Annotated in this window: 16 protein-coding genes; 9 read left to right on the top strand and 7 right to left on the bottom strand. The window is 72.4% G+C overall.

Annotated features, from left to right (window positions below):
- Nucleotides 1-131: 131 nt before the first annotated feature.
- Nucleotides 132-905 carry a hypothetical protein gene (locus N4G70_RS31550; protein WP_261716194.1) on the bottom strand — a complete coding sequence of 258 codons (774 nt, stop codon included), beginning with the start codon at nucleotides 903-905 and terminating at the stop codon, nucleotides 132-134.
- 141 nt (nucleotides 906-1,046) lie between these two features.
- Nucleotides 1,047-2,717, bottom strand: a complete 1,671-nt coding sequence (locus N4G70_RS31545) for a PucR family transcriptional regulator (RefSeq protein WP_261716193.1) — start codon at nucleotides 2,715-2,717, stop codon at nucleotides 1,047-1,049.
- Between the two features lie 264 nt (nucleotides 2,718-2,981).
- Between N4G70_RS31545 and N4G70_RS31540 the strand changes: the two genes are divergently transcribed.
- From N4G70_RS31540 to N4G70_RS31510, 7 genes are all read left to right on the top strand, one after another.
- Nucleotides 2,982-3,878, top strand: coding sequence for a xanthine dehydrogenase family protein subunit M (locus tag N4G70_RS31540; protein WP_261716192.1), 897 nt, complete (start codon nucleotides 2,982-2,984; stop codon nucleotides 3,876-3,878).
- Nucleotides 3,879-3,880: 2 nt separating this feature from the next.
- The gene (locus tag N4G70_RS31535) at nucleotides 3,881-4,474 is read left to right on the top strand and encodes a (2Fe-2S)-binding protein (RefSeq protein ID WP_261716191.1); all 594 of its coding nucleotides are present in this window, start codon (nucleotides 3,881-3,883) and stop codon (nucleotides 4,472-4,474) included.
- 2 nt (nucleotides 4,475-4,476) lie between these two features.
- Nucleotides 4,477-6,882 carry a xanthine dehydrogenase subunit D gene (gene pucD, locus N4G70_RS31530; protein WP_261716190.1) on the top strand — a complete coding sequence of 802 codons (2,406 nt, stop codon included), beginning with the start codon at nucleotides 4,477-4,479 and terminating at the stop codon, nucleotides 6,880-6,882.
- A 404-nt stretch (nucleotides 6,883-7,286) separates the two neighbouring features.
- Complete coding sequence (locus tag N4G70_RS31525; protein WP_261716189.1) at nucleotides 7,287-8,750, top strand: NCS2 family permease; 1,464 nt, start codon at nucleotides 7,287-7,289, stop codon at nucleotides 8,748-8,750.
- A gap of 46 nt (nucleotides 8,751-8,796) precedes the next feature.
- Entirely contained in the window at nucleotides 8,797-9,948 is a 1,152-nt protein-coding gene (locus N4G70_RS31520; RefSeq protein WP_261716188.1) for an XdhC family protein, read from the top strand.
- Nucleotides 9,949-10,066: 118 nt separating this feature from the next.
- Nucleotides 10,067-11,299, top strand: a complete 1,233-nt coding sequence (locus N4G70_RS31515; RefSeq protein ID WP_261716187.1) for a GNAT family N-acetyltransferase — start codon at nucleotides 10,067-10,069, stop codon at nucleotides 11,297-11,299.
- A gap of 384 nt (nucleotides 11,300-11,683) precedes the next feature.
- Nucleotides 11,684-12,565 carry a polysaccharide deacetylase family protein gene (locus tag N4G70_RS31510; protein ID WP_261716186.1) on the top strand — a complete coding sequence of 294 codons (882 nt, stop codon included), beginning with the start codon at nucleotides 11,684-11,686 and terminating at the stop codon, nucleotides 12,563-12,565.
- Nucleotides 12,566-12,594: 29 nt separating this feature from the next.
- On the opposite strand, the gene N4G70_RS31505 is transcribed toward N4G70_RS31510, so the two are convergent.
- From N4G70_RS31505 to N4G70_RS31485, 5 genes are all read right to left on the bottom strand, one after another.
- Entirely contained in the window at nucleotides 12,595-14,163 is a 1,569-nt protein-coding gene (locus N4G70_RS31505) for a carboxylesterase/lipase family protein (RefSeq protein ID WP_261716185.1), read from the bottom strand.
- A 1-nt stretch (nucleotide 14,164) separates the two neighbouring features.
- Nucleotides 14,165-14,803 (bottom strand): GPP34 family phosphoprotein, encoded by a 639-nt coding sequence (locus N4G70_RS31500; RefSeq protein WP_261716184.1) that lies wholly within the window; start codon nucleotides 14,801-14,803, stop codon nucleotides 14,165-14,167.
- 113 nt (nucleotides 14,804-14,916) lie between these two features.
- Complete coding sequence (locus N4G70_RS31495) at nucleotides 14,917-15,573, bottom strand: response regulator transcription factor (protein WP_261716183.1); 657 nt, start codon at nucleotides 15,571-15,573, stop codon at nucleotides 14,917-14,919.
- A complete protein-coding gene (locus tag N4G70_RS31490; RefSeq protein ID WP_261716182.1) occupies nucleotides 15,570-16,712 on the bottom strand; it encodes a sensor histidine kinase in 1,143 nt (380 codons plus the stop codon). The genes N4G70_RS31495 and N4G70_RS31490 overlap by 4 nt, the downstream gene beginning before the upstream one ends.
- A 35-nt stretch (nucleotides 16,713-16,747) precedes the next feature.
- Nucleotides 16,748-17,515 (bottom strand): SDR family oxidoreductase, encoded by a 768-nt coding sequence (locus tag N4G70_RS31485; RefSeq protein WP_261716181.1) that lies wholly within the window; start codon nucleotides 17,513-17,515, stop codon nucleotides 16,748-16,750.
- Between the two features lie 431 nt (nucleotides 17,516-17,946).
- On the opposite strand from N4G70_RS31485, the gene N4G70_RS31480 reads away from it, so the two are divergent.
- Together N4G70_RS31480 and N4G70_RS31475 are read left to right on the top strand one after the other, a co-directional pair.
- Nucleotides 17,947-18,150, top strand: a complete 204-nt coding sequence (locus tag N4G70_RS31480; protein WP_035796868.1) for a cold-shock protein — start codon at nucleotides 17,947-17,949, stop codon at nucleotides 18,148-18,150.
- Nucleotides 18,151-18,532: 382 nt separating this feature from the next.
- Nucleotides 18,533-19,243, top strand: a 711-nt coding sequence (locus N4G70_RS31475) for a DEAD/DEAH box helicase (RefSeq protein WP_261716180.1), incomplete at its 3' end; no start/stop codon positions are given.

Raw genomic sequence — 19,243 nt, 5'->3', positions numbered from 1 at the left:
GGCCGTCTTACCCACCCGCCCGCCGCGGGGAGGGCCCCGAGCCCACTCGTCACGGCCACACGGACCTCAACTCCCTGGTGGAACAAGCTCGTTCAGGAGCTGACTGTCCGTCAGGGAGCGGCCGCGGGGGCTCAGGTGGCGGGGCGCGGCGCCGGTACGGTGTCCAGGTGGGCGGCGAGCCAGGTGGGAACGCCGAGCAGCCGCACCAGACGTGCCGCCTCCGTGCGCAGCCGGGTCGAGACCGGCTCCTCCTCGGTGTCGGCCAGCGCGGCGAGCGCGGGAGCCGTGCCGATGAGGTAACCGAGCTCCTCCCGGATCCGCAGGGACTCGGTGAACCCGTGTCTCGCCTCCGCCAACTCCCCCTCGCGCAGGGCCAGTCCGGCCAGATGGCGCCAGGTGAAGGAGAGGAGCAGGGTGTCGCCGTGGGCGGCGGCGCCCTCGTGCGCGCGGAGGTAGGCGGCGCGCGCGGCCTGCGGGGCGTCGGACACGTTCTCGGCGAGCAGCCCGCGCCGGAAGTCGAGCAGGGCCCGGCCGCGCCCGGAGAGCGCGGTCAGGGCGGCGGCCCGGCCGAACGCGGAGCGTGCTTCGTCCGCCCGGTCCCGTACCCCGAACAGCGTGGAGGCGTAGGCGAGATAGCCGCGCTCGCAGGCGGCCGCGCCGCGCTCCTCGTCGCTGCGGGCGACGGCCTCGGCGCCGCGCAGCGCCTCCTCGGCCTCCGCCCAGCCGGACTCGGTGTAGACGCAGCGCTCGGTGAGCAGGGCGGAGCGCTGGAGCGCGCCGGCCGGCGTCGCCGCATGTGGTTCGAGCAGGGCCGCGGCATCCGTCCAGCAGCCGCGCGAACGCAGCCGCCATATCGCGGTCTGGAGCGGATCCCCGTCCTCCGCAGTCGTTCCGGAACCAGACATGGCGGGATGCGCCACGTTGCCCTCCCCGAGCGCGCCATTGAGCTGCTGAGTCGATCCGCATCTCAACACGGAATGGCACGCCGGGCCAAGGGGGGTGCGTGAATGAGTTCACAATCTTCCGACCATGGCCGGGATCGACCGTCAGCTCATACGGAGCGCCAGGAAGAAGTCCAGCTTGTCCTCGAGGCGGGAGAGGTCACGGGCCGTCAACTGCTCGATCCTGCCCACCCGGTAGCGCAAGGTGTTGACGTGCAGGTGCAGCCGCGTCGCACAGCGCGTCCAGGATCCGTCGCAGTCGAGGAACGCCTCCAGTGTCGGGATGAGCTCGGCCCGGTGGCGCCGGTCGTAGTCGCGCAGCGGGTCCAGGAGGCGGGCCGTGAAGGCACGCCGTACGTCGTCCGGCACGAACGGGAGCAGCAGCACGTGTGAGGCCAGCTCGTGGTGGCCGGCCGCGCAGACCCGGCCGGGCCGGGCCGCGGCGACCCGGCGGGCGTGCCGGGCCTCCTCCAGGGCGCCGCGCAGCCCCTCGGCGGAGTGCACCGCGGCGCTGACACCCAGTGTCAGACGACCGTCGTCGGCGAGGCCGGGGGAGAGCGGCGCGCGCACCGTGGAGAGCAGCGCGTCGGCGTGCAGACCGCCCTCGACGCCCTCGGGCGTGACCGCGGGCAGCGGTACGAGAGCGATGGCCTCGTCACCCGCGTGGGCCACCGCGATCCGGTCGGAGGACTCCGGTCCCACCACCGCCGGATCGACCAGGATCTCCTCCAGGAGCGACTGGGCGACCGGGCCGCCCGCGATCTCGGCGCCCGAGTCGCGCTCCCAGTCCACCCGGGCCACCACGACCTGCCAGTGCGGCGCCGAGCCGAGGCCGGGCAGCAGCACGGGGGCGGCGACCCGCAGCCGGGCCGCGATCTCGGCGGGCGCGGCCCCGGTCTGCACCAGCTCCAGGACCTCCTGGGCGAGCCGGCGGCGCACCGAGCGGGCCGCGTCGCGCCGGTCGCGCTCGACCGCGATGAGCTGGGTGACGCCCTGGAGGAGGTCGAGCCGGGCCGCCGGCCAGTCGCTCGCGTCGGCCTCGACGGCGAGCAGCCAGTCCGAAAGCACCGTCTCGCGCACATCGCGGGCGGCGGGAGCGGCGCCCCGGCCGTTGTTGCGGATCGGGAAGAGCGAGTAGGTCACGCCGTCCACGGTGGTGCGGTGCGGGCCCCGGCGCCCGGTGCGGGTCGCGCCCAGGTGCTCGGCGGCGAGCGCGGCGCCGACCGCGGGGCTCAGGGCGTCGCCCGCGCCCGCGATCTGGCGGCCGGTGGGAGAAAGCACCCAGGCCCGCAGATCGAGATCGGAGCCGAGCAGGTCGAGAACCACCTCGGGGCCGCCGCCCGCAGGGCCGGACGTCATCAGCCGGCGGTGGCGGTCCACCACCGCCGCCAGGTCGCCCGCCCGCTCGCCCGAGACCTGCCGTACGACGTGTTCGGTGATGGTCGCGAACGCGACCGACTCGTTCACCGCGAACAGCGGAAGGCGGTGGCGAGAACAAGCCACGACAAGATCGTCGGGGATGGCGCCGAGCTCCGCCTCTCCGGCCGCCAGGCCCGCCACGCCCGCGCCCGCGAGGATGCGTACGAATGGCTCGGAATCTTCGGCGTCCCGCCGCCAGGCGAGACCCGTCAGGACGAGCTCGCCCCCCGTCAGGTAGCGGCTGGGATCGCGCAGGTCCGTGGTCATCACCCCCCGCACCGTGCGGTCCAGCTCGTCCTCGCCGCCGAGCAGCCGCAGCCCCAGCGCGTCGGTTTCCAGAAGTGCGCGCAGCCGCATCGCGTGTCGCCGCCGATCTGTCTTGATGTTGCCGTTGGAAAGCGGTGAGGTAACGGAGCACCGCCTTTCATACGAATCTACAAGACGTGAGCGAACACCAGCCAACTCCTTCATGGTTTCGGTGACTGCACCCGAGGGATCGGGGACTTGTGTACTGATTCCACACCGCGTTAACAGCACATGAACGACTGAGATGTCGAGGGCCTGCCGTCCCCGGGACCCGCGCGAACGACCCCGAATTTGAGAATCGGAAGAGAGCCACTCATGGACTTCCTTCGCCCCGCCAGCTGGGAGGAGGCGCTCGCCGCCAAGGCCGAGCACCCCACGGCTGTGCCCATTGCGGGTGGCACCGATGTGATGGTCGAGATCAACTTCGACCACCGGCGGCCCGAGTACCTCCTGGACCTGAACCGCATCAGCGAGCTGGCTCAGTGGGAGGTCGGGGAGGAGAGCGTCCGGCTCGGCCCCTCCGTCCCGTACACCCACATCATGGAGAACCTGCGGACGGAGCTGCCGGGCCTCGCGCTCGCCTCGCACACCGTGGCCTCCCCGCAGATCCGCAACCGCGGAGGCGTCGGCGGCAACCTCGGCTGCGCCTCGCCGGCCGGCGACTCCCACCCGGCGCTGCTGTCCTCCGGCGCCGACGTCGAGGTGGAGTCCCAGGCGCGCGGCGTCCGGCTCATCCCCATCGACGAGTTCTACAAGGGTGTCAAGCGCAACGCCCTGGAGGCGGACGAGCTGATCAAGGCCGTCCACATCCCCAAGGCGGACGGCCCCCAGCAGTTCTCCAAGGTCGGCACCCGCAACGCCATGGTCATCGCGGTCTGCGCGTTCGGCCTGGCCCTGCACCCCGACACCCGCACGGTGCGTACCGGCATCGGCTCGGCGGCCCCCACCCCCATTCGGGCCAAGGCGGCCGAGGAATTCCTGAACGCGGCGCTCGAAGAGGGCGGCTTCTGGGACAACGGCAAGATCATCACCCCGTCGATCGCGAAGCAGTTCGCCACGCTCGCCTCGGGCGCGTGCAACCCGATCGACGACGTCCGCGGCACCGCGAACTACCGCCGTCACGCCGTCGGCGTCATGGCCCGTCGCACGCTGATGTGGACCTGGGAGACGTACCGCGGCAGCAACGGCCGCACCCTTGAAGGAGCTGCATAACCATGCGCGTCAATTTCACGGTCAATGGCCGCAAGCAGGAGGCCGACGACGTCTGGGAGGGCGAGAGCCTCCTGTACGTCCTGCGCGAGCGCATGGGGCTTCCGGGTTCGAAGAACGCCTGCGAGCAGGGCGAGTGCGGCTCCTGCACGGTCCGCCTCGACGGTGTTCCGGTGTGTTCGTGTCTGGTCGCGGCCGGTCAGGTCGAGGGCCGCGAGGTCGTCACCGTGGAGGGTCTGGCCGACTACGCCGCCCACCGCACCGACGCCCACCCCGGCGGCGGCTGCGCCTCCGGCTCCTGCGGCACCTCCATCGACGCGGCCAAGCGCTGGCAGGCCAAGCCGCAGGACGGGCAGACTGGAGAAGCGGGCGGTCTCTCCCCGATCCAGCAGGCCTTCATCGACGCCGGCGCCGTGCAGTGCGGTTTCTGCACCCCCGGTCTCCTGGTCGCCGCCGACGAGCTCCTGGAGCGCAACTCCGAGCCGTCCGACGCGGACATCCGCGAGGCGCTCTCCGGCAACCTGTGCCGCTGCACCGGTTACGAGAAGATCCTCGACGCGGTCCGCCTCGCGGCCGCCCGTCAGGAAGAGGCGGTCTGATCATGGCGCAGAACACCCGCACCGCTCCGGCCGGTACGCCCACCAACGTCACCCAGAACCACACCAAGGGCGGCATCGGCGAATCGACCCTCCGCCCGGACGGCACCCTCAAGGTGACCGGTGAGTTCGCCTACTCCTCGGACATGTGGCACGAGGACATGCTGTGGGGCCAGACGCTGCGCTCCACCGTGGCCCACGCCCTCATCGAGAACATCGACATCTCCGAGGCCGTCGCGATGCCCGGCGTGTACGCCGTGCTCACCTACGACGACCTGCCGGCCAAGATGAAGAACTACGGCCTCGAAATCCAGGACACCCCCGTCCTGGCCAACGGCCGGGTCCGCCACCACGGTGAGCCGGTCGCCCTCGTGGCCGCCGACCACCCGGAGACCGCCCGCCGCGCGGCCGCCAAGATCAAGATCGACTACAAGGAGCTGCCGCTCGTCACGGACGAGGCCTCGGCCATCGCCCCGGACGCGCCGCTGATCCACGAGGGCCGCGACGACCACCACGCCGGTCACGTCCCGCACCCCAACATCGTGCACCGCCAGCCGATCATCCGCGGCAACGTGGAGGAGGCCCGCAAGCGCGCCGACGTGATCGTCGAGGGCGAGTACACCTTCGGCATGCAGGACCAGGCCTTCCTCGGCCCGGAGTCCGGCCTCGCGGTGCCCGCCGAGGACGGCGGCGTCGACCTGTACGTCGCCACCCAGTGGCTGCACTCCGACCTCCAGCAGATCGCCCCGGTCCTCGGCCTGCCGCCGGAGAAGGTCCGCATGACGCTGTCCGGCGTCGGCGGCGCCTTCGGTGGCCGCGAGGACATCTCGATGCAGATCCACGCCTGTCTCCTGGCGCTGCGCACGGGCAAGCCGGTCAAGATCGTCTACAACCGGTTCGAGTCCTTCTTCGGCCATGTGCACCGCCACCCGGCGAAGCTGCACTACGAGCACGGTGCCACCAAGGACGGCAAGATCACGCACATGAAGTGCAGGATCGTCCTGGACGGCGGCGCCTACGCCTCGGCCTCCCCGGCCGTCGTCGGCAACGCCTCCTCGCTCTCCGTCGGTCCGTACGTCATCGACGACGTCGACATCGAGGCGATCGCGCTCTACACCAACAACCCGCCCTGTGGCGCGATGCGCGGCTTCGGCGCGGTCCAGGCCTGCTTCGCCTACGAGGCCCAGATGGACAAGCTCGCGGCGAAGCTGGGCATGGACCCGGTCGAGTTCCGCCAGCTCAACGCCATGGAGCAGGGCACGATCATGCCGACCGGCCAGGTCGTGGACTCGCCCGCCCCGGTCGCCGAGCTGCTGCGCCGCGTCAAGGCCCGCCCGATGCCGCCCGAGCAGCAGTGGCTCGCGGCCGGCGAGGAGGCGGATGTGCGCGCCCTGCCGGGCGGCCTGTCCAACACCACGCACGGCGAGGGCGTCGTACGCGGTGTCGGCTACGCGGTCGGCATCAAGAACGTCGGTTTCTCCGAGGGCTTCGACGACTACTCCACCGCCCGGGTGCGGCTTGAGGTCATCAACGGCGAGCCCGTCGCGATGGTCCACACCGCCATGGCGGAGGTCGGCCAGGGCGGTGTCACCGTGCACGCCCAGATCGCCCGAACCGAGCTGGGCGTCACGCAGGTCACCATCCACCCGGCCGACACCCAGGTCGGCTCCGCCGGTTCCACCTCCGCCTCCCGCCAGACGTACATGACCGGCGGCGCGGTGAAGAACACCTGCGAGGCCGTCCGCGCCAAGGCGCTGGAGATCGGCCGCCGCAAGTTCGGCTCCTACCACCCCGCCTGGGCCACCGCCGAGCTGCTGCTCGAAGGCGGCAAGGTCGTCACCGACGGCGGTGAGGTCCTCGCCGACCTGGCCGACGTCCTGGAGGGCGAGGAGATCGACGTCGAGCTGGAGTTCCGGCACCGCCCGACGCAGGCCTTCGACCTCGTCACCGGCCAGGGCAACGGCCACGTCCAGTACACCTTCGCCGCGCACCGCGCGGTGGTCGAGGTGGACACCGAGCTCGGCCTCGTCAAGGTCGTCGAGCTGGCCACCGCCCAGGACGTGGGCAAGGCCCTCAACATGCTCTCCGTCGTCGGCCAGATCCAGGGTGGTACCACCCAGGGCCTCGGTGTCGCGGTGATGGAGGAGATCATCGTGGACCCGAAGACCGCGAAGGTGCGCAACCCCTCCTTCACGGACTATCTGATCCCCACGATCCTGGACACCCCGACCATCCCGGTCGACGTCCTGGAGCTCGCCGACCCGAACGCGCCGTACGGCCTGCGCGGTCTCGGCGAGGCCCCGACCCTGTCGTCCACCCCGGCCGTCCTCGCGGCGATCCGGAACGCGACGGGTCTGGAGCTCAACAAGACCCCGGTCCGCCCCGAGCACCTCACGGGCACCGGCGCCTGACCCTCCGAGGGTCGAGGGGTGAAGGCAGATTTTTCCCGCGGGACTCACGTCCCCGGGCCCCCTCCCCACAAGCCCTCCGGGCGGTGCGGGCCTCACTGGAACGTCACACTTCCGAAGCCCGCACCGCCCGGAGCACACCAGTACCGCACCGCTCGCGGTCCTCGCAGCAACCCGCAGTACCAGCAGTACCCGCACCACCCAGCGTGACCGAGTCACACCAGCAACACCCGTAGTCATCTGCACTGCGGTACCGCGTCCGGTACCCCGGCAGGAGCAGACACCGTTCGTCTCGGGCCGTCCCCCGGGTCGTGCAGCCCACGCACCATCCCAAATCCCGCAGCTTGTCCGACCTGAGTGATTCAAGTCTTATGCGGGTGCCCCTGTGAACCTTGGGAGTAGGCACCATGACCCAGCAGTCCCTGGAGCCGAAGACCACCGCCGAGGACGCGGGCTCCGGCTCCCGTCCCCCCGCCGGCAGGTCTTGGCTCGACCGGTACTTCCACATATCCGAGCGAGGATCCACGACCGCGCAGGAAGTGCGCGGCGGCATCACCACCTTCATGGCGATGTGTTACATCCTCCTGCTCAACCCGCTGATCCTCTCGACGCCCGACGTCGACAAGCACACGCTGGGCCACGCGGGCCTGGTGACCGCCACCGCACTCGCGGCCGCGGTCAGCACCCTGCTGATGGGCTTCATCGGAAAGGTGCCGCTCGCACTCGCCGCCGGACTGAACGTCTCCGCGGCCCTGACCACCCAGGTGGTCCCCAACATGACCTGGCCGCAGGCCATGGGCATGTGCGTCATGTACGGCGTCGTCATCATGCTGCTGGTCGTCACCGGCCTCCGCGAGATGATCATGAACGCCATCCCCCTGGCGCTCAAGCACGCGATCACCATGGGCATCGGCATGTTCGTCGCCCTGCTCGGCCTGGTGAAGGCCGGCTTCGTCGGCAAGGGCCCCGAGCACGGCCCGCCGGTCACCCTCGGCCTCACCGGTCAGCTCGTCGGCTGGCCCGTCTTCTTCTTCGCGATCACCCTGCTCCTGATCTTCGCCCTCCAGGCGCGCCGAGTCCCCGGCGCGATCCTGATCGGCATCGTCTCCGGCAGCGTCCTGGCCTTCGTGGTCACCAAGGTCGCCGGCCTCACCGACGCGGACTGGGGCGGCAGCGCCCCCGGCCTCGACGGCAGCGCGGTCTCCGCTCCCGACTTCGGTCTCTTCGGCCACGTCGAGTTCGGCGGCTGGGGCGCGATCGGCGCCATCGGCGTCACCATGATCGTCTTCACCCTGGTGCTGGCCGGCTTCTTCGACGCGATGGCCACCATCATCGGCGTCGGCCAGGAGGCCAAGCTCGCCGACGAGCAGGGCCGCATGCCGGGCCTGTCCAAGGCGCTGTTCATCGACGGCGCGGGCGGCGCGATCGGCGGCGTCAGCGGCGCCTCCGGCCAGACCGTGTTCATCGAGTCCGCCTCCGGCGCCGGTGAGGGCGCCCGTACCGGCCTCTCCTCGGTCGTCACCGGCCTCTTCTTCCTGGCCTGCCTCTTCTTCACCCCGGTCACCCAGCTGGTGCCCGCCCAGGTCGCCTCCGCCGCCCTGGTCGTCATCGGCTCGATGATGATGAGCGCCGCCAAGCACGTGGACTGGAGCGACCGCGCGGTCTCCATCCCGGTCTTCCTCACCGTGGTGCTGATGCCCTTCACGTACAACATCACCGCCGGTGTCGGCGCGGGCGTCGTCGCCTACACGGTGATCAAGGCAGCACAGGGCAAGTGGAGGGAGATCGGCGGGTTCATGTGGGCCCTGTCGGCCGTCTTCACCATCTACTTCGCCCTCCATCCGATCGAGAACTGGCTCGGCGTCAAGTAGCGGCCGTGCCGCCGACGCCCTCCACACATCCGTAAGGAGACCGAACATGCTGGACATCGCCGAAGAGCTCAACCGGTGGGTCGAGCAGGGACGCGAGTTCGCCGTGGCCACCGTGGTGGCGGTCGGCGGCAGCGCGCCCCGGCAGCCGGGTGCCGCCCTCGCCGTCGACAGCGACGGCACGGCGATCGGCTCGGTCTCCGGAGGGTGTGTGGAGGGCGCCGTGTACGAGCTGTGCCAACAGGCGCTCGACGACGGCGAGACCGTCCTCGAACGCTTCGGCTACAGCGACGAGGACGCCTTCGCGGTGGGCCTGACCTGCGGTGGCGTCATCGACATCCTCGTCACCCCGGTCGGGCGCCAGGCGCCCGCCCGTGCGGTGTTCGCCGCCGCGCTGGCCGCCGCCGCGCGCGGCGAGGCCGCCGCGGTCGCCCGCGTCACCGACGGCCCCGCCGAACTCATGGGCCGCGCCCTGCTCGTCCACCCCGACGGCCGGTACGAGGGCGCCCTCGGCGGCCACCCCGAACTGGACCGTGCCGTGGCCGGCGAAGCCACCGCCCTGCTGGACGCCGGCCGCACCGCCACGCTCTCGCTCGGCGCCGACGGCCGTCTGTGCGGCCGCCCGCTGACCGTCCTGGTCGAGTCGAGCGTCCCGGCCCCCCGGATGATCGTCTTCGGCGCCATCGACTTCGCGGCCGCCCTGGTCAGGGTCGGCAAATTCCTGAACTACCACGTCACCGTGTGCGACGCCCGTCCCGTCTTCGCTACCAGGGCCCGCTTCCCCGAGGCGGACGAGATCGTCGTGGAGTGGCCGCACACCTATCTGGAGCGCACGACCACCGACTCCCGTACGGTGCTGTGCGTCCTGACCCACGACGCCAAGTTCGACATCCCGCTCCTCCAGGCCGCGCTCAAGCTGCCGGTCGCCTATGTCGGCGCGATGGGCTCGCGCCGCACCCACCTGGACCGCAACAAGCGGCTGCGGGACGTGGGCGTCACCGAGCTCGAACTCAACCGGCTGCGCTCCCCGATCGGCCTCGACCTCGGTGCCCGTACGCCGGAGGAGACCGCCCTGTCGATCGCCGCGGAGATCGTCGCCAGCCGGCGCGGCGGCAGCGGGATCGCCCTGACCGGCGCCCACACGCCCATCCACCACGACACCGCGGACTCGGCGAGGGGCCGCATGGGCTCGGTCGCCTGACCGCACGCGGCCCCGCCCCGGCGCCCGCACCCGGTCGCACCACCCCCTCCACGGGCTCCGTCCCCGAACCGGCCGATATGCGGGGGACTGCCCGTTTCGGCCGGGTTAGGGTCGCCGCATGAGCGAGCTGGAGTTCCGCGACGTGCCCGAGTCCGACATCGACCGCGCCCTGGAGCTCTGGTGGCTCGTCTTCCACGACCGGCCCGACGAGCGGGAGAAGCGCGAGTACCACCGCGCGATGGTGCTGCGCTGCGACCGGGTGGGCGCGTACGACGGCGACGCGCTGGTCGGTTTTCTCGTCGCCCACCGCTTCACCCTCTCCGTGCCGGGCGCCGAACTCCCTTGCCCCGGGCTCACGTTCGTCTCCGTCGCCCCCACCCACCGCCGGCGCGGCGTGCTCTCCGGCATGATCGCCGAGGTCTTCCGCCGCTGCGCCGAACACGGCCGCCCCATCGCCGCCCTGTGGGCCACCGAGGCCGCCATCTACGGCCGCTTCGGCTTCGGCGCGGGCACCTACGGCACCACCGTCGAGATCAACTCGACGCGCCCGCTCGCCCTGCGCGTCGACCCCGACCCGCGCCCCCTGCGCCTGATCGACCCCGCCGGTGCCCCCGCCGAACTCGGCCCCTACTACGAGGCGACCCGCGCCCGCCGTGCCGGGCGCATCGCGCGCGACGCCGAACGCTGGCGCGCCGAGTGGCTGACCGAGACCGACGAGGACGACGAGGAGCTCGGCCCGCCCCGCATCGTCGGGCTCGGCGCCACCGACGAGCCGCTCGCCGGGTACGCCCTCTACCGCACCCGGCGCGAGGACGACCCCGCCAAGCCCGGCACCGTCCAGGTCGCCGAGCTGGTGGCGGACACCCCCGCCGGCGAGGCCGCCCTGTGGAACTACCTGGCCGGCATCGACCTCACCGGCACCGTCCGCGCCTGGGGCCTGGCGCCGGACGACCCGCTGCTCCTGTTCGCCACCGACCGGGACCAGGTCAGGGCCGTCGCTGAGTTCCCCGCGCTGTGGATCCGCCTGGTGGACGTCGGCGCGGCGCTCACCGCCCGGTCCTGGGCGGCCGAGGCCTTCCTCGTGCTGGAGGTGCGCGACGAGCGCATCGCCGCCAACAGCGGCCGCTTCCGCCTGGACGCCACCGAGCACGGCTGCACCTACGAGCCGACCGAGGCGGCCCCCGACCTCGTCTTCGACGTGCGTGACCTGGCCGCCTGCTACCTCGGCGGCACCGAGGTCCGCCGCCTGGTCCTCGCGGGCCTGGTGACCGAGTGCACCCCGGGCGCGGCCGCCGTCCTGGACGCGGCGCTGCGCACCGAGCAACTGCCGCACACCGTGGACGAGTTCTGAGCCCGGCCGGGGGGCGCCCACGGACGCTGAGGGGGCCGGGCGCGGCGGAGTGACGAGGCTCTCCCGCGGCGCCGGCCGGGCCCGGGACGAACGTCCCGCGGCGAATCCCCTGCTCGGAACGGGAACCGTAAGGGCCCTTGGCGGGGTCTTTGCCTGCGCGATAGGGACCTAAGTCCCGACGCGCGGCGCCCGCACTGAACCACTCGCAGCACTCAGGTCGCAGCAACCCCCTTGACTGGCAAGGAAGTTGTCGGAATAGGGGTGCATTCCGTCGATACCCCGCCGGAGAATTCACATTTCGGGATTCGAGCGCGATCGTGCGATCGTGGCCAACCGGTGAAGCTCCGCTGCCGATCCGGCACGTACCGAGGGGATGGGGAAACCATGGCGCGACCGACTGCCCACACACGCCGCATCGCGATGGCCACGGCTACGGCCGTGGTCCTGACGGGCGGCGTCGCCGCCGCGGTGCTCTTCGGCAGCGACACCTCCGCCGACGGTCCGGGTCCCGCCCTCGCCCACACCTCCACCACCGGGAAGTCCGACAACAAGCCGCGCGGGGCCGAGCCGTCGGGGCCCGGCGGAGACGACAGCGCGCCGGACGGCTCGGACGGTTCCGCCGACTCCACCGGACCCGCCGCGCCCGCCGCCGGCACCGGCATATCGGAGACGATCGACCACGCCACCGAGAGCGGCGGGAAGTCCGTGTCCATCACCATCGACGACGGCCCGAGCCCGGTGTGGACACCGAAGATCCTCGCCGTCCTCAAGCAGTACGGCGTCAAGGCGACCTTCTGCATGATCGGCCCGCAGGCCAGGGCGAACCCGGCGATGGTCAAGCAGGTCGTCGCGGCCGGTCACCGGCTGTGCGACCACACGGTCAGCCACGACGAGGCCATGAACAAGAAGCCCGTCGCCTACCAGAGCGCCGAGGTCCTCGACGCCCAGAAGATGATCGAGGACGCGGCCGGAGGCGGCGCCAAGGTCCAGTACTTCCGCGCCCCCGGCGGCGCCTTCACCCCCGACAACCGCCACCTCGCGGCCGGTCACGGGATGCGCCCGCTCGGCTGGAACGTCGACACCAAGGACTGGAAGCAGCCCGGCACCGCGACGATCGTCAACACGGTGAAGCAGCAGCTCAAGAACGGCCCGATCGTGCTCTTCCACGACGGTGGCGGCGGCCGCGCCCAGACGGTCGAGGCCCTGAAGGAGCTGCTGCCCTGGCTCTCCCAGCAGGGGTACACCTTCAGCTTCCCGGCCGTCTGAGGCGGCTCCCCCGCCGTCCGCGGCACGGCTCACGGCATCGTCGCCCACAGCGCGCAGTGGTGGTCCCCGCCCGGCCGCACCGGACCCGTACGCCCCGGAGCCAGGCTCTGCACCTCGGAGCGCGACCAGTGCGGCGCCCCGCCCCCGTTGGGGTCCCCGGAGCGCGCGAACCGCGTCCAGTACCCGATCATGGTGTCGGCCAGCCGGTGCTGACCCTCCGTCATATCCCGTGCCCGGCCGCCCAGATCGAAGAGATAGGGCAGCTCGGTGGTGTGCGTCGCGCCCAGCGCGAAGGGCGGGGGAGCGGGCGTCGGGCGCGGTGGCGCCGGGTCCGCGAACTCGTAGCGCCATACGGTCCGGTGCGCGGCGAGCAGTGATCCGGTGCGCAGCGCGGGACAGGCGTAGTCCGCGTCCCCGATGACCGCCCCGAACACCGGCCCGCCGTCCGTGCCGTGCACGGGATAGGACCTCACGACCTCGTCGGCCCGCGCCGGATCGGGCACGAACCCACCTGCCACCGCACGCCAGTTGGCGGGAGTGACGGAGATGCCCGCCGCCATGAGACCGGCCGCCCAGATGGTGCCCTCGTCGTGATTGGCGCCGATCAGCATCGGTACCCGCGCCATCCGGCCGGAGGCGACCGCCTCGGCGGGATCGCGCGGCAGCAGCGCGGTGCCGTACGAGGGATGGGCGTCCGCGCCCTGCGCCGCGAGGAGCCGGGAGACCGGCACCCGGCGCAGACAGCCGAGCACATCCGCCGCCCCGGCGCAGCCCACCGTGGCGGCGAGCTCGGACCCGGCGGTGCGCGCGACCGCAGGGGCCACCGCGTAGGGGGCGAACGGGCGCGCCGGACCGCCCGTGCAGGGGCCGCTCTGCATGATCGCCCGCTGGAAGAGCCCGGCCGCCGAGGGCGAGGCGAGCTGTGCGCAGACGGCGTAGCTCCCGGCGGACTGCCCGGCGAGCGTCACGTTGCGCGGGTCACCGCCGAACGCCCCGATGGTGTCCCGTACGTAGCGCAGCGCGGCCTGCTGGTCGGCCAGGCCGAAGGTGCCCGAGCCGGGCAGCCCCGCCCGGGCGAGGAAACCGAGCGCGCCCAGACGGTAGTTGACGCTCACCACGACCACATCGCCGCCGACCGCCATCCGGTGTGCGTCGTAGGAGCTTGCGGCGCCACTCGTGAAGCCGCCCCCGTGCAACCACACGATCACCGGCCGGGGCCGGCGCGCGGTCGCGTCCAGGGGCGCGGTGACGTTCAGATACAGGCAGTCCTCGCTGGTGCTGCCGCCCGGCACCTCGCCGGCCGCCTGGGCGCACGCCGGGCCCGGCCGGGTCGCGTCGCGCACCCCGCTCCAGGGCGCGGCCGGGCGCGGCGGCGTCCAGCGCAGCGCGCCGACGGGCGGGGCGGCGTACGGGATGCCCTGGAAGAGGCGGTAGCCCTCGTGTACGGAGCCGCGGACCGCCCCGGCGCTCGTGCGCACCACGGGGGCCGGGATCGACACGGAGCCGCGCACCGCCCCGGTGACCACCGGGGAAGGGGACGCGACCGCCGGGGCCAGGGGGATCAGGGCGCAGACGAGCGCCGCCGCGAGCCACCGCATCTCAGCCGCCGCCCATCCCACCCTGGGCCGCCACCAGCGTGGTCCCGAGCCCCCGGACGGCCGCGCCGAGAGCGGGCGCGAGCACGTCGAGCCGTCCGGTCAGTTCGTCGAGACGGTCCTTGTGGGCCCGCGCGTCGGCGCGCGACACGAGGTGCCGGGCCCGGCCCGCCGAGGCCAGCGCCACCACCACCGCGTCGTACGGATCGACCGGCCCGCCCCCTCGCACCAGCGCGGTGAGCCCCGCCTGAAGGGCCCGCACGCCCTCCGGATCGAGGGCCGTCACCTCGCGCCGGGCGCCCCGTGCGAAGGCATGGCGTTCCGCCACGGCGACCAGGCCCACGGCGGCGAGCCGGTCCTCGACGGCGACCAGGGTCTCCTCGCGATCGGCGCGCACCCACGCCTTCCAGGTGCGCCGGTGCGCCCCGAGAGAGGACAGCACGAGATCGAGCACGGAGTCGCCGATGGGCTCGCCGCTGACGACCGCCACCTCGCCCCCGGCGTCGGCGACGCGGCCGAGGAAGGCCAGTTCGGAGAGGACCGCCGCGCGCAGCAGAAAGCCGGCCCGGGTCCGGTCGTACAGGGCCCCGGCGTCGGTGTCGTAGGCCGCGAGATACATCCGGCCGTAGAGCGTGTGCGTCATGGAACCGACGGTAGGCACTGTGCGCCGCGCCGGGATCCACCCCTCGTAGCGCCTCGCACCGCGACCGTGGGACGAGTGGGCCCACGACTCATCCCGCGGGATGAGCGGACGCCTCAGCCCCGGCGCGGTTCCACCAGGCCGTGGTCGTACGCGGCGACCACCGCGTGCACCCGGTCGCGCAGCCCCAACTTCCGCAGCACCGCCGACACATGGGTCTTCACCGTGGCCTCCGACAGATGCAGCTGCCGGGCGATCTCGGAGTTGGACAGCGCCTGCCCGATCAGGGTGAGCACCTCCCGTTCGCGCGGCGAAAGACCGGCCAGGGCGGCCGGCGCCGGCGGGTCGGTGGTGTGCGCGAAACGGTCCAGCATGCGCCGGGTGACGGTGGGGGCGAGCAGCGCGTCACCGCGCGCCACGACCCGCACCGCCTCGGCGAGCTCGGCGGGCCGGATGTCCTTGAGCAGAAAGCCGCTGGCCCCCGCCCGCAGCGCCGACAGGACGTGCTCGTCGAGGTCGAAGGTGGTGACGACGAGGACCCGGGCCCCACTGCCCGAGGCGACGATGGCCCGCGTCGCCTCGATGCCGTCCATCACGGGCATCCGCACGTCCATCAGGACGACGTCCGGCCTCAACTCCCCGACCAGGCGCACCGCGTGCCGCCCGTCGGAGGCCTCCCCGACCACTTCGAGATCGTCCCGGGCGTCGATGATGAGGCGGAAACCGCCGCGCACCAGCGCCTGGTCGTCGGCCACCACCACCCGGATCGTCACGACGCGCACCTTATCGGCAGCACCGCGCGCACCCGGAATCCCCCGTCGGGGCCGGGGCCCGCGTCGAGGGTGCCGCCGAGCAGCGCCGCCCGCTCCCTCATCCCCGCCAGGCCCCGCCCCGACCCGCCACCCCGCCAACTCCGGCCGCCAAAGCGGCCGTTGTCGCTCACCTCGATGCGCACGGCCTCCTCGTCCCGGCACACCGAAACCCGCACCCGGCTCGCCCCCGCGTGCCGCAGCGTGTTGGTCAGGGCCTCCTGGACGATGCGGTACGCCGCGAGCGCCACGGCGGCCGGGGGCGCGGGCGCGTTGCCCTGGATGTCGAGCTCGACGGCGAGCCCGGCCGCCCGGGCGTTGGCGGCCAGCTCGGCCAGATCATCAAACCCGCGTGGCGGGCGGCGCCCGTCGTCGCCCTCCCGGCCTCCCTCCGCCCTCAGCAGCACCCGCAGCTCGCCGAGCGCGGAGCGTCCCGCGTCGTCGATGGCGCGCAGGGCATGTCTGGCCTGCTCCGGATCGGCGTCGAACACGTCCTCGGCGGCGCTCGCCTGGATCACCATCACCGACACCGTGTGGGCCACCACGTCATGCACCTCGCGGGCGATCCTGGCCCGCTCCTCGGCCACCGCCCGCCGCGTCTCGGCGGCCAGCCGCTGCTGCTGCGCCCGGCGCCACTGCCCCGCCGTCCAGGCAAGCGTCACCGCCAGCACATGGGTGACCAGCGAGAGCGTGCCCGCGCCTACATAGGCGAGCGGGCCGAGCGCCAGCATCCCGAGCAGCCCGTACCGCGAGACCCGCACCGGCCGCAGCGCCGACAGGACGCACAGCGCGAGCTGCGCCCCCAACAGCGCCCCGGTCAGGCTCAGCGCCGGAAGGAGCAGCCACATCGCGGCCCCGAGCAGCGCGCTCGCCCCGAGCACCGCGCCGGGCCCGCGCACCGCCCACCCCAGCACCACGGCCTGCGCCACGGCGAGTACGAGGGCGGCTGCGGGCCGCCAGGCGGCACCGGCCCAGGGCCCCGCCGCCAGACACACGGGCACGACCACCCCGAGCACCAGCACCGCCGACCCCACCCGCAGCGCCCTCACCGCCCGGGCCGAGGGAGGAACGCCACTGCCGTCAGGACCGCGCTCAAGAACCACGCGGCGACGCTACCAACCGCGGGCGCGGCCGCCCCTCACTTGGCGCCCGTACGGGAGCGGGCCATCCGCGCCGCGACCGTACGCGGCACATGGCGCAGCGCGAAGGCGTACGTCTTGTACTGGAGGCCCGTGATGCTCACCGGACGCCGGCGCCGCAGATCCTTCAGGGCCTGCTCCACCACCTTCTCGGCGTCCAGCCACGCCCACTCGGGCAGCGAACTGAGATCCATGCCGGCCCGCTGCTGGAACTCCGTCCGCGTGAACCCGGGCACCACCGCGAGCACGCGCACCCCGTGCGGAGCGAGGTCGACCCGCAGGGACTCGCTGAACGCGGTCAGCCACGCCTTGGCGGCGCCGTAAGTGCCCGTCGGCAAAAGGCCCGCCACCGACGACACGTTGAGCACGACGCCCCGCTTGCGGGCGGTCATCCCCGGCACGACCGCGTGGGTGAGCCGCAGCGGCGCCCGCACCAGCAGATCGAGCATGCGCTCCTCGTCGTCGACGGGGCTGTGCGGGAAGGGCGCGGGAAGGCCGGAGCCCGCGTTGTTGACCAGCACGTCCACGGGCGCCGCGACGGAGGCCAGCCGCTCCTCGACCAGGCGGCACTCGTCACGGTCGACCAGGTCGGCGGAGAGCGTCTCGACGTCCACCCCGTACCGGGACCGCAGCTCCTCCGCCATGGTCCGCAGCCGTTCCTCGTCCCGGGCGACCAGGACCAGGGCGCACCCGAACCCCGCGAACCGGTGCGTGAAGGCGGCACCGATGCCCGAGGTGGCTCCGGTGATCAGGACAGTGGTGGTCATGACGGCTCGCATTTCTCCGAGGGCAGGTCAGAAGGCGCGCGGGCAGCACCGCGCACCGCCCCAGTCTTCGCGGACTCGCCCGAAGATCAAGCCCGGGGACCGATAACTGGCCAGCGCGGACGCCCCGCTGAAGACGGCCGGAGCGGACGCGGAAGAATATGTGGTGTCGCCGGGGCAGAAATTCACGTAAAGCCCGCAGAGGTACTGAGGACACGCGCACATTAGGAGGATTTCCCGTGCCACCCAGTGGGATCCGTGCTACTGTTGTTGTCAGTTGCAGTTGTGGTTCCCAAAGACTTCAAGTGCCTTGATGGTTTTATGCCGTCGGGCGCTTTTGTATTTCCGGTGCATTCCGGACGGGGCAATCATCACAGTAACGACGGGGTCAGCACAGTGCGGACCCCCGGGCATTGCCCCGAAGGAGATATGACATGGCTACTGGCACCGTGAAGTGGTTCAACGCGGAAAAGGGCTTCGGCTTCATTGAGCAGGAGGGTGGCGGCCCGGACGTGTTCGCCCACTACTCGAACATCGCCACCCAGGGCTTCCGTGAGCTTCAGGAAGGCCAGAAGGTGAACTTCGACGTCACGCAGGGCCAGAAGGGCCCGCAGGCCGAGAACATCACGCCTGCCTGACGCTGAGGCGTTTTCTGCACGCGGCTGGGGCTCGCACCTTGGGGTGCGGGCCCCAGCCCGTTGCTGTCCCACCGGGCCCGCCGTCACACCGTGACGGCATTTTCACGGCCCGCGGGATCCTGGGCGCCGCCCGGGCTCCCGCCACCAGCGGACGAACCGCCACGGCCACGGCCGGGCGGCATCAGCCCGCTGTCACGATCCGGCCCGTCCGTCCTTCGAGGCGGCGGCTGCCTGGCATTCCGACATCGGGCGGGGGAATCTCCGCGCCCCCGTGCGGCCGGATCGGAATTCGACTTCTGTTTCCGGCTCGTTCTTGCGATGCCCCGGCTGTTCACTTTCGCCGGGCGTCCCTCGATACGTGCCATATCGAGGAAGGTTCTCCTTGAACCGTTCAGCTCGCACGAACGACCGCTACTCCGCCGCCCGCAGGCCCGGAGCCGACCGCGGCGCCCGCTTCCGGCCCCAGGGCCCGAACCGCTCCGGCGGTGGCCGCAGGCCCGCCGCGCCGCAGGGCGAGTTTGCCCTCCCCGTGACCGTCACCCCGCCGCTGCCCGCCGTCGAGAGCTTCGGCGACCTCGCCCTGCCCGCCGCGGTGCTTGAGCTCCTCGCGAGCATGGGCATGAACGAGCCGTTCCCGATCCAGGGCGCCACGCTGCCGAACTCGCTGGCGGGCCGGGACGTTCTGGGCCGCGGGCGTACGGGTTCAGGCAAGACCCTGGCCTTCGGCCTGGCGATGCTGACCCGGATCGCGGGCCGGCGCGCCGACTCCAAGCAGCCCCTCGCGCTGATTCTGGTGCCGACGCGTGAGCTGGCGCAGCAGGTCACCGATGCGCTGACTCCGTATGCCCGTGCGCTGCGGCTGCGGATGGCGACCGTGGTCGGTGGGATGTCGATCGGGCGGCAGGCCGGTGCGCTGCGCTCCGGGGCCGAGGTCGTGGTGGCGACGCCGGGCCGGCTCAAGGACCTGATCGAGCGTCGTGACTGCCGTCTGGACCAGGTGGAGATCACCGTTCTGGACGAGGCGGACCAGATGGCCGACATGGGCTTCATGCCGCAGGTCACCGAGCTTCTGGACCAGGTACGCCCGGGAGGT

The organism is Streptomyces sp. ASQP_92, from assembly GCF_025399895.1.
In the GTDB taxonomy this organism is placed as follows: Bacteria; Actinomycetota; Actinomycetes; order Streptomycetales; family Streptomycetaceae; genus Streptomyces.
The sequence above is the reverse complement of the archived record's forward strand: the minus strand, read 5'-3'. Positions and strand labels throughout refer to the sequence as shown.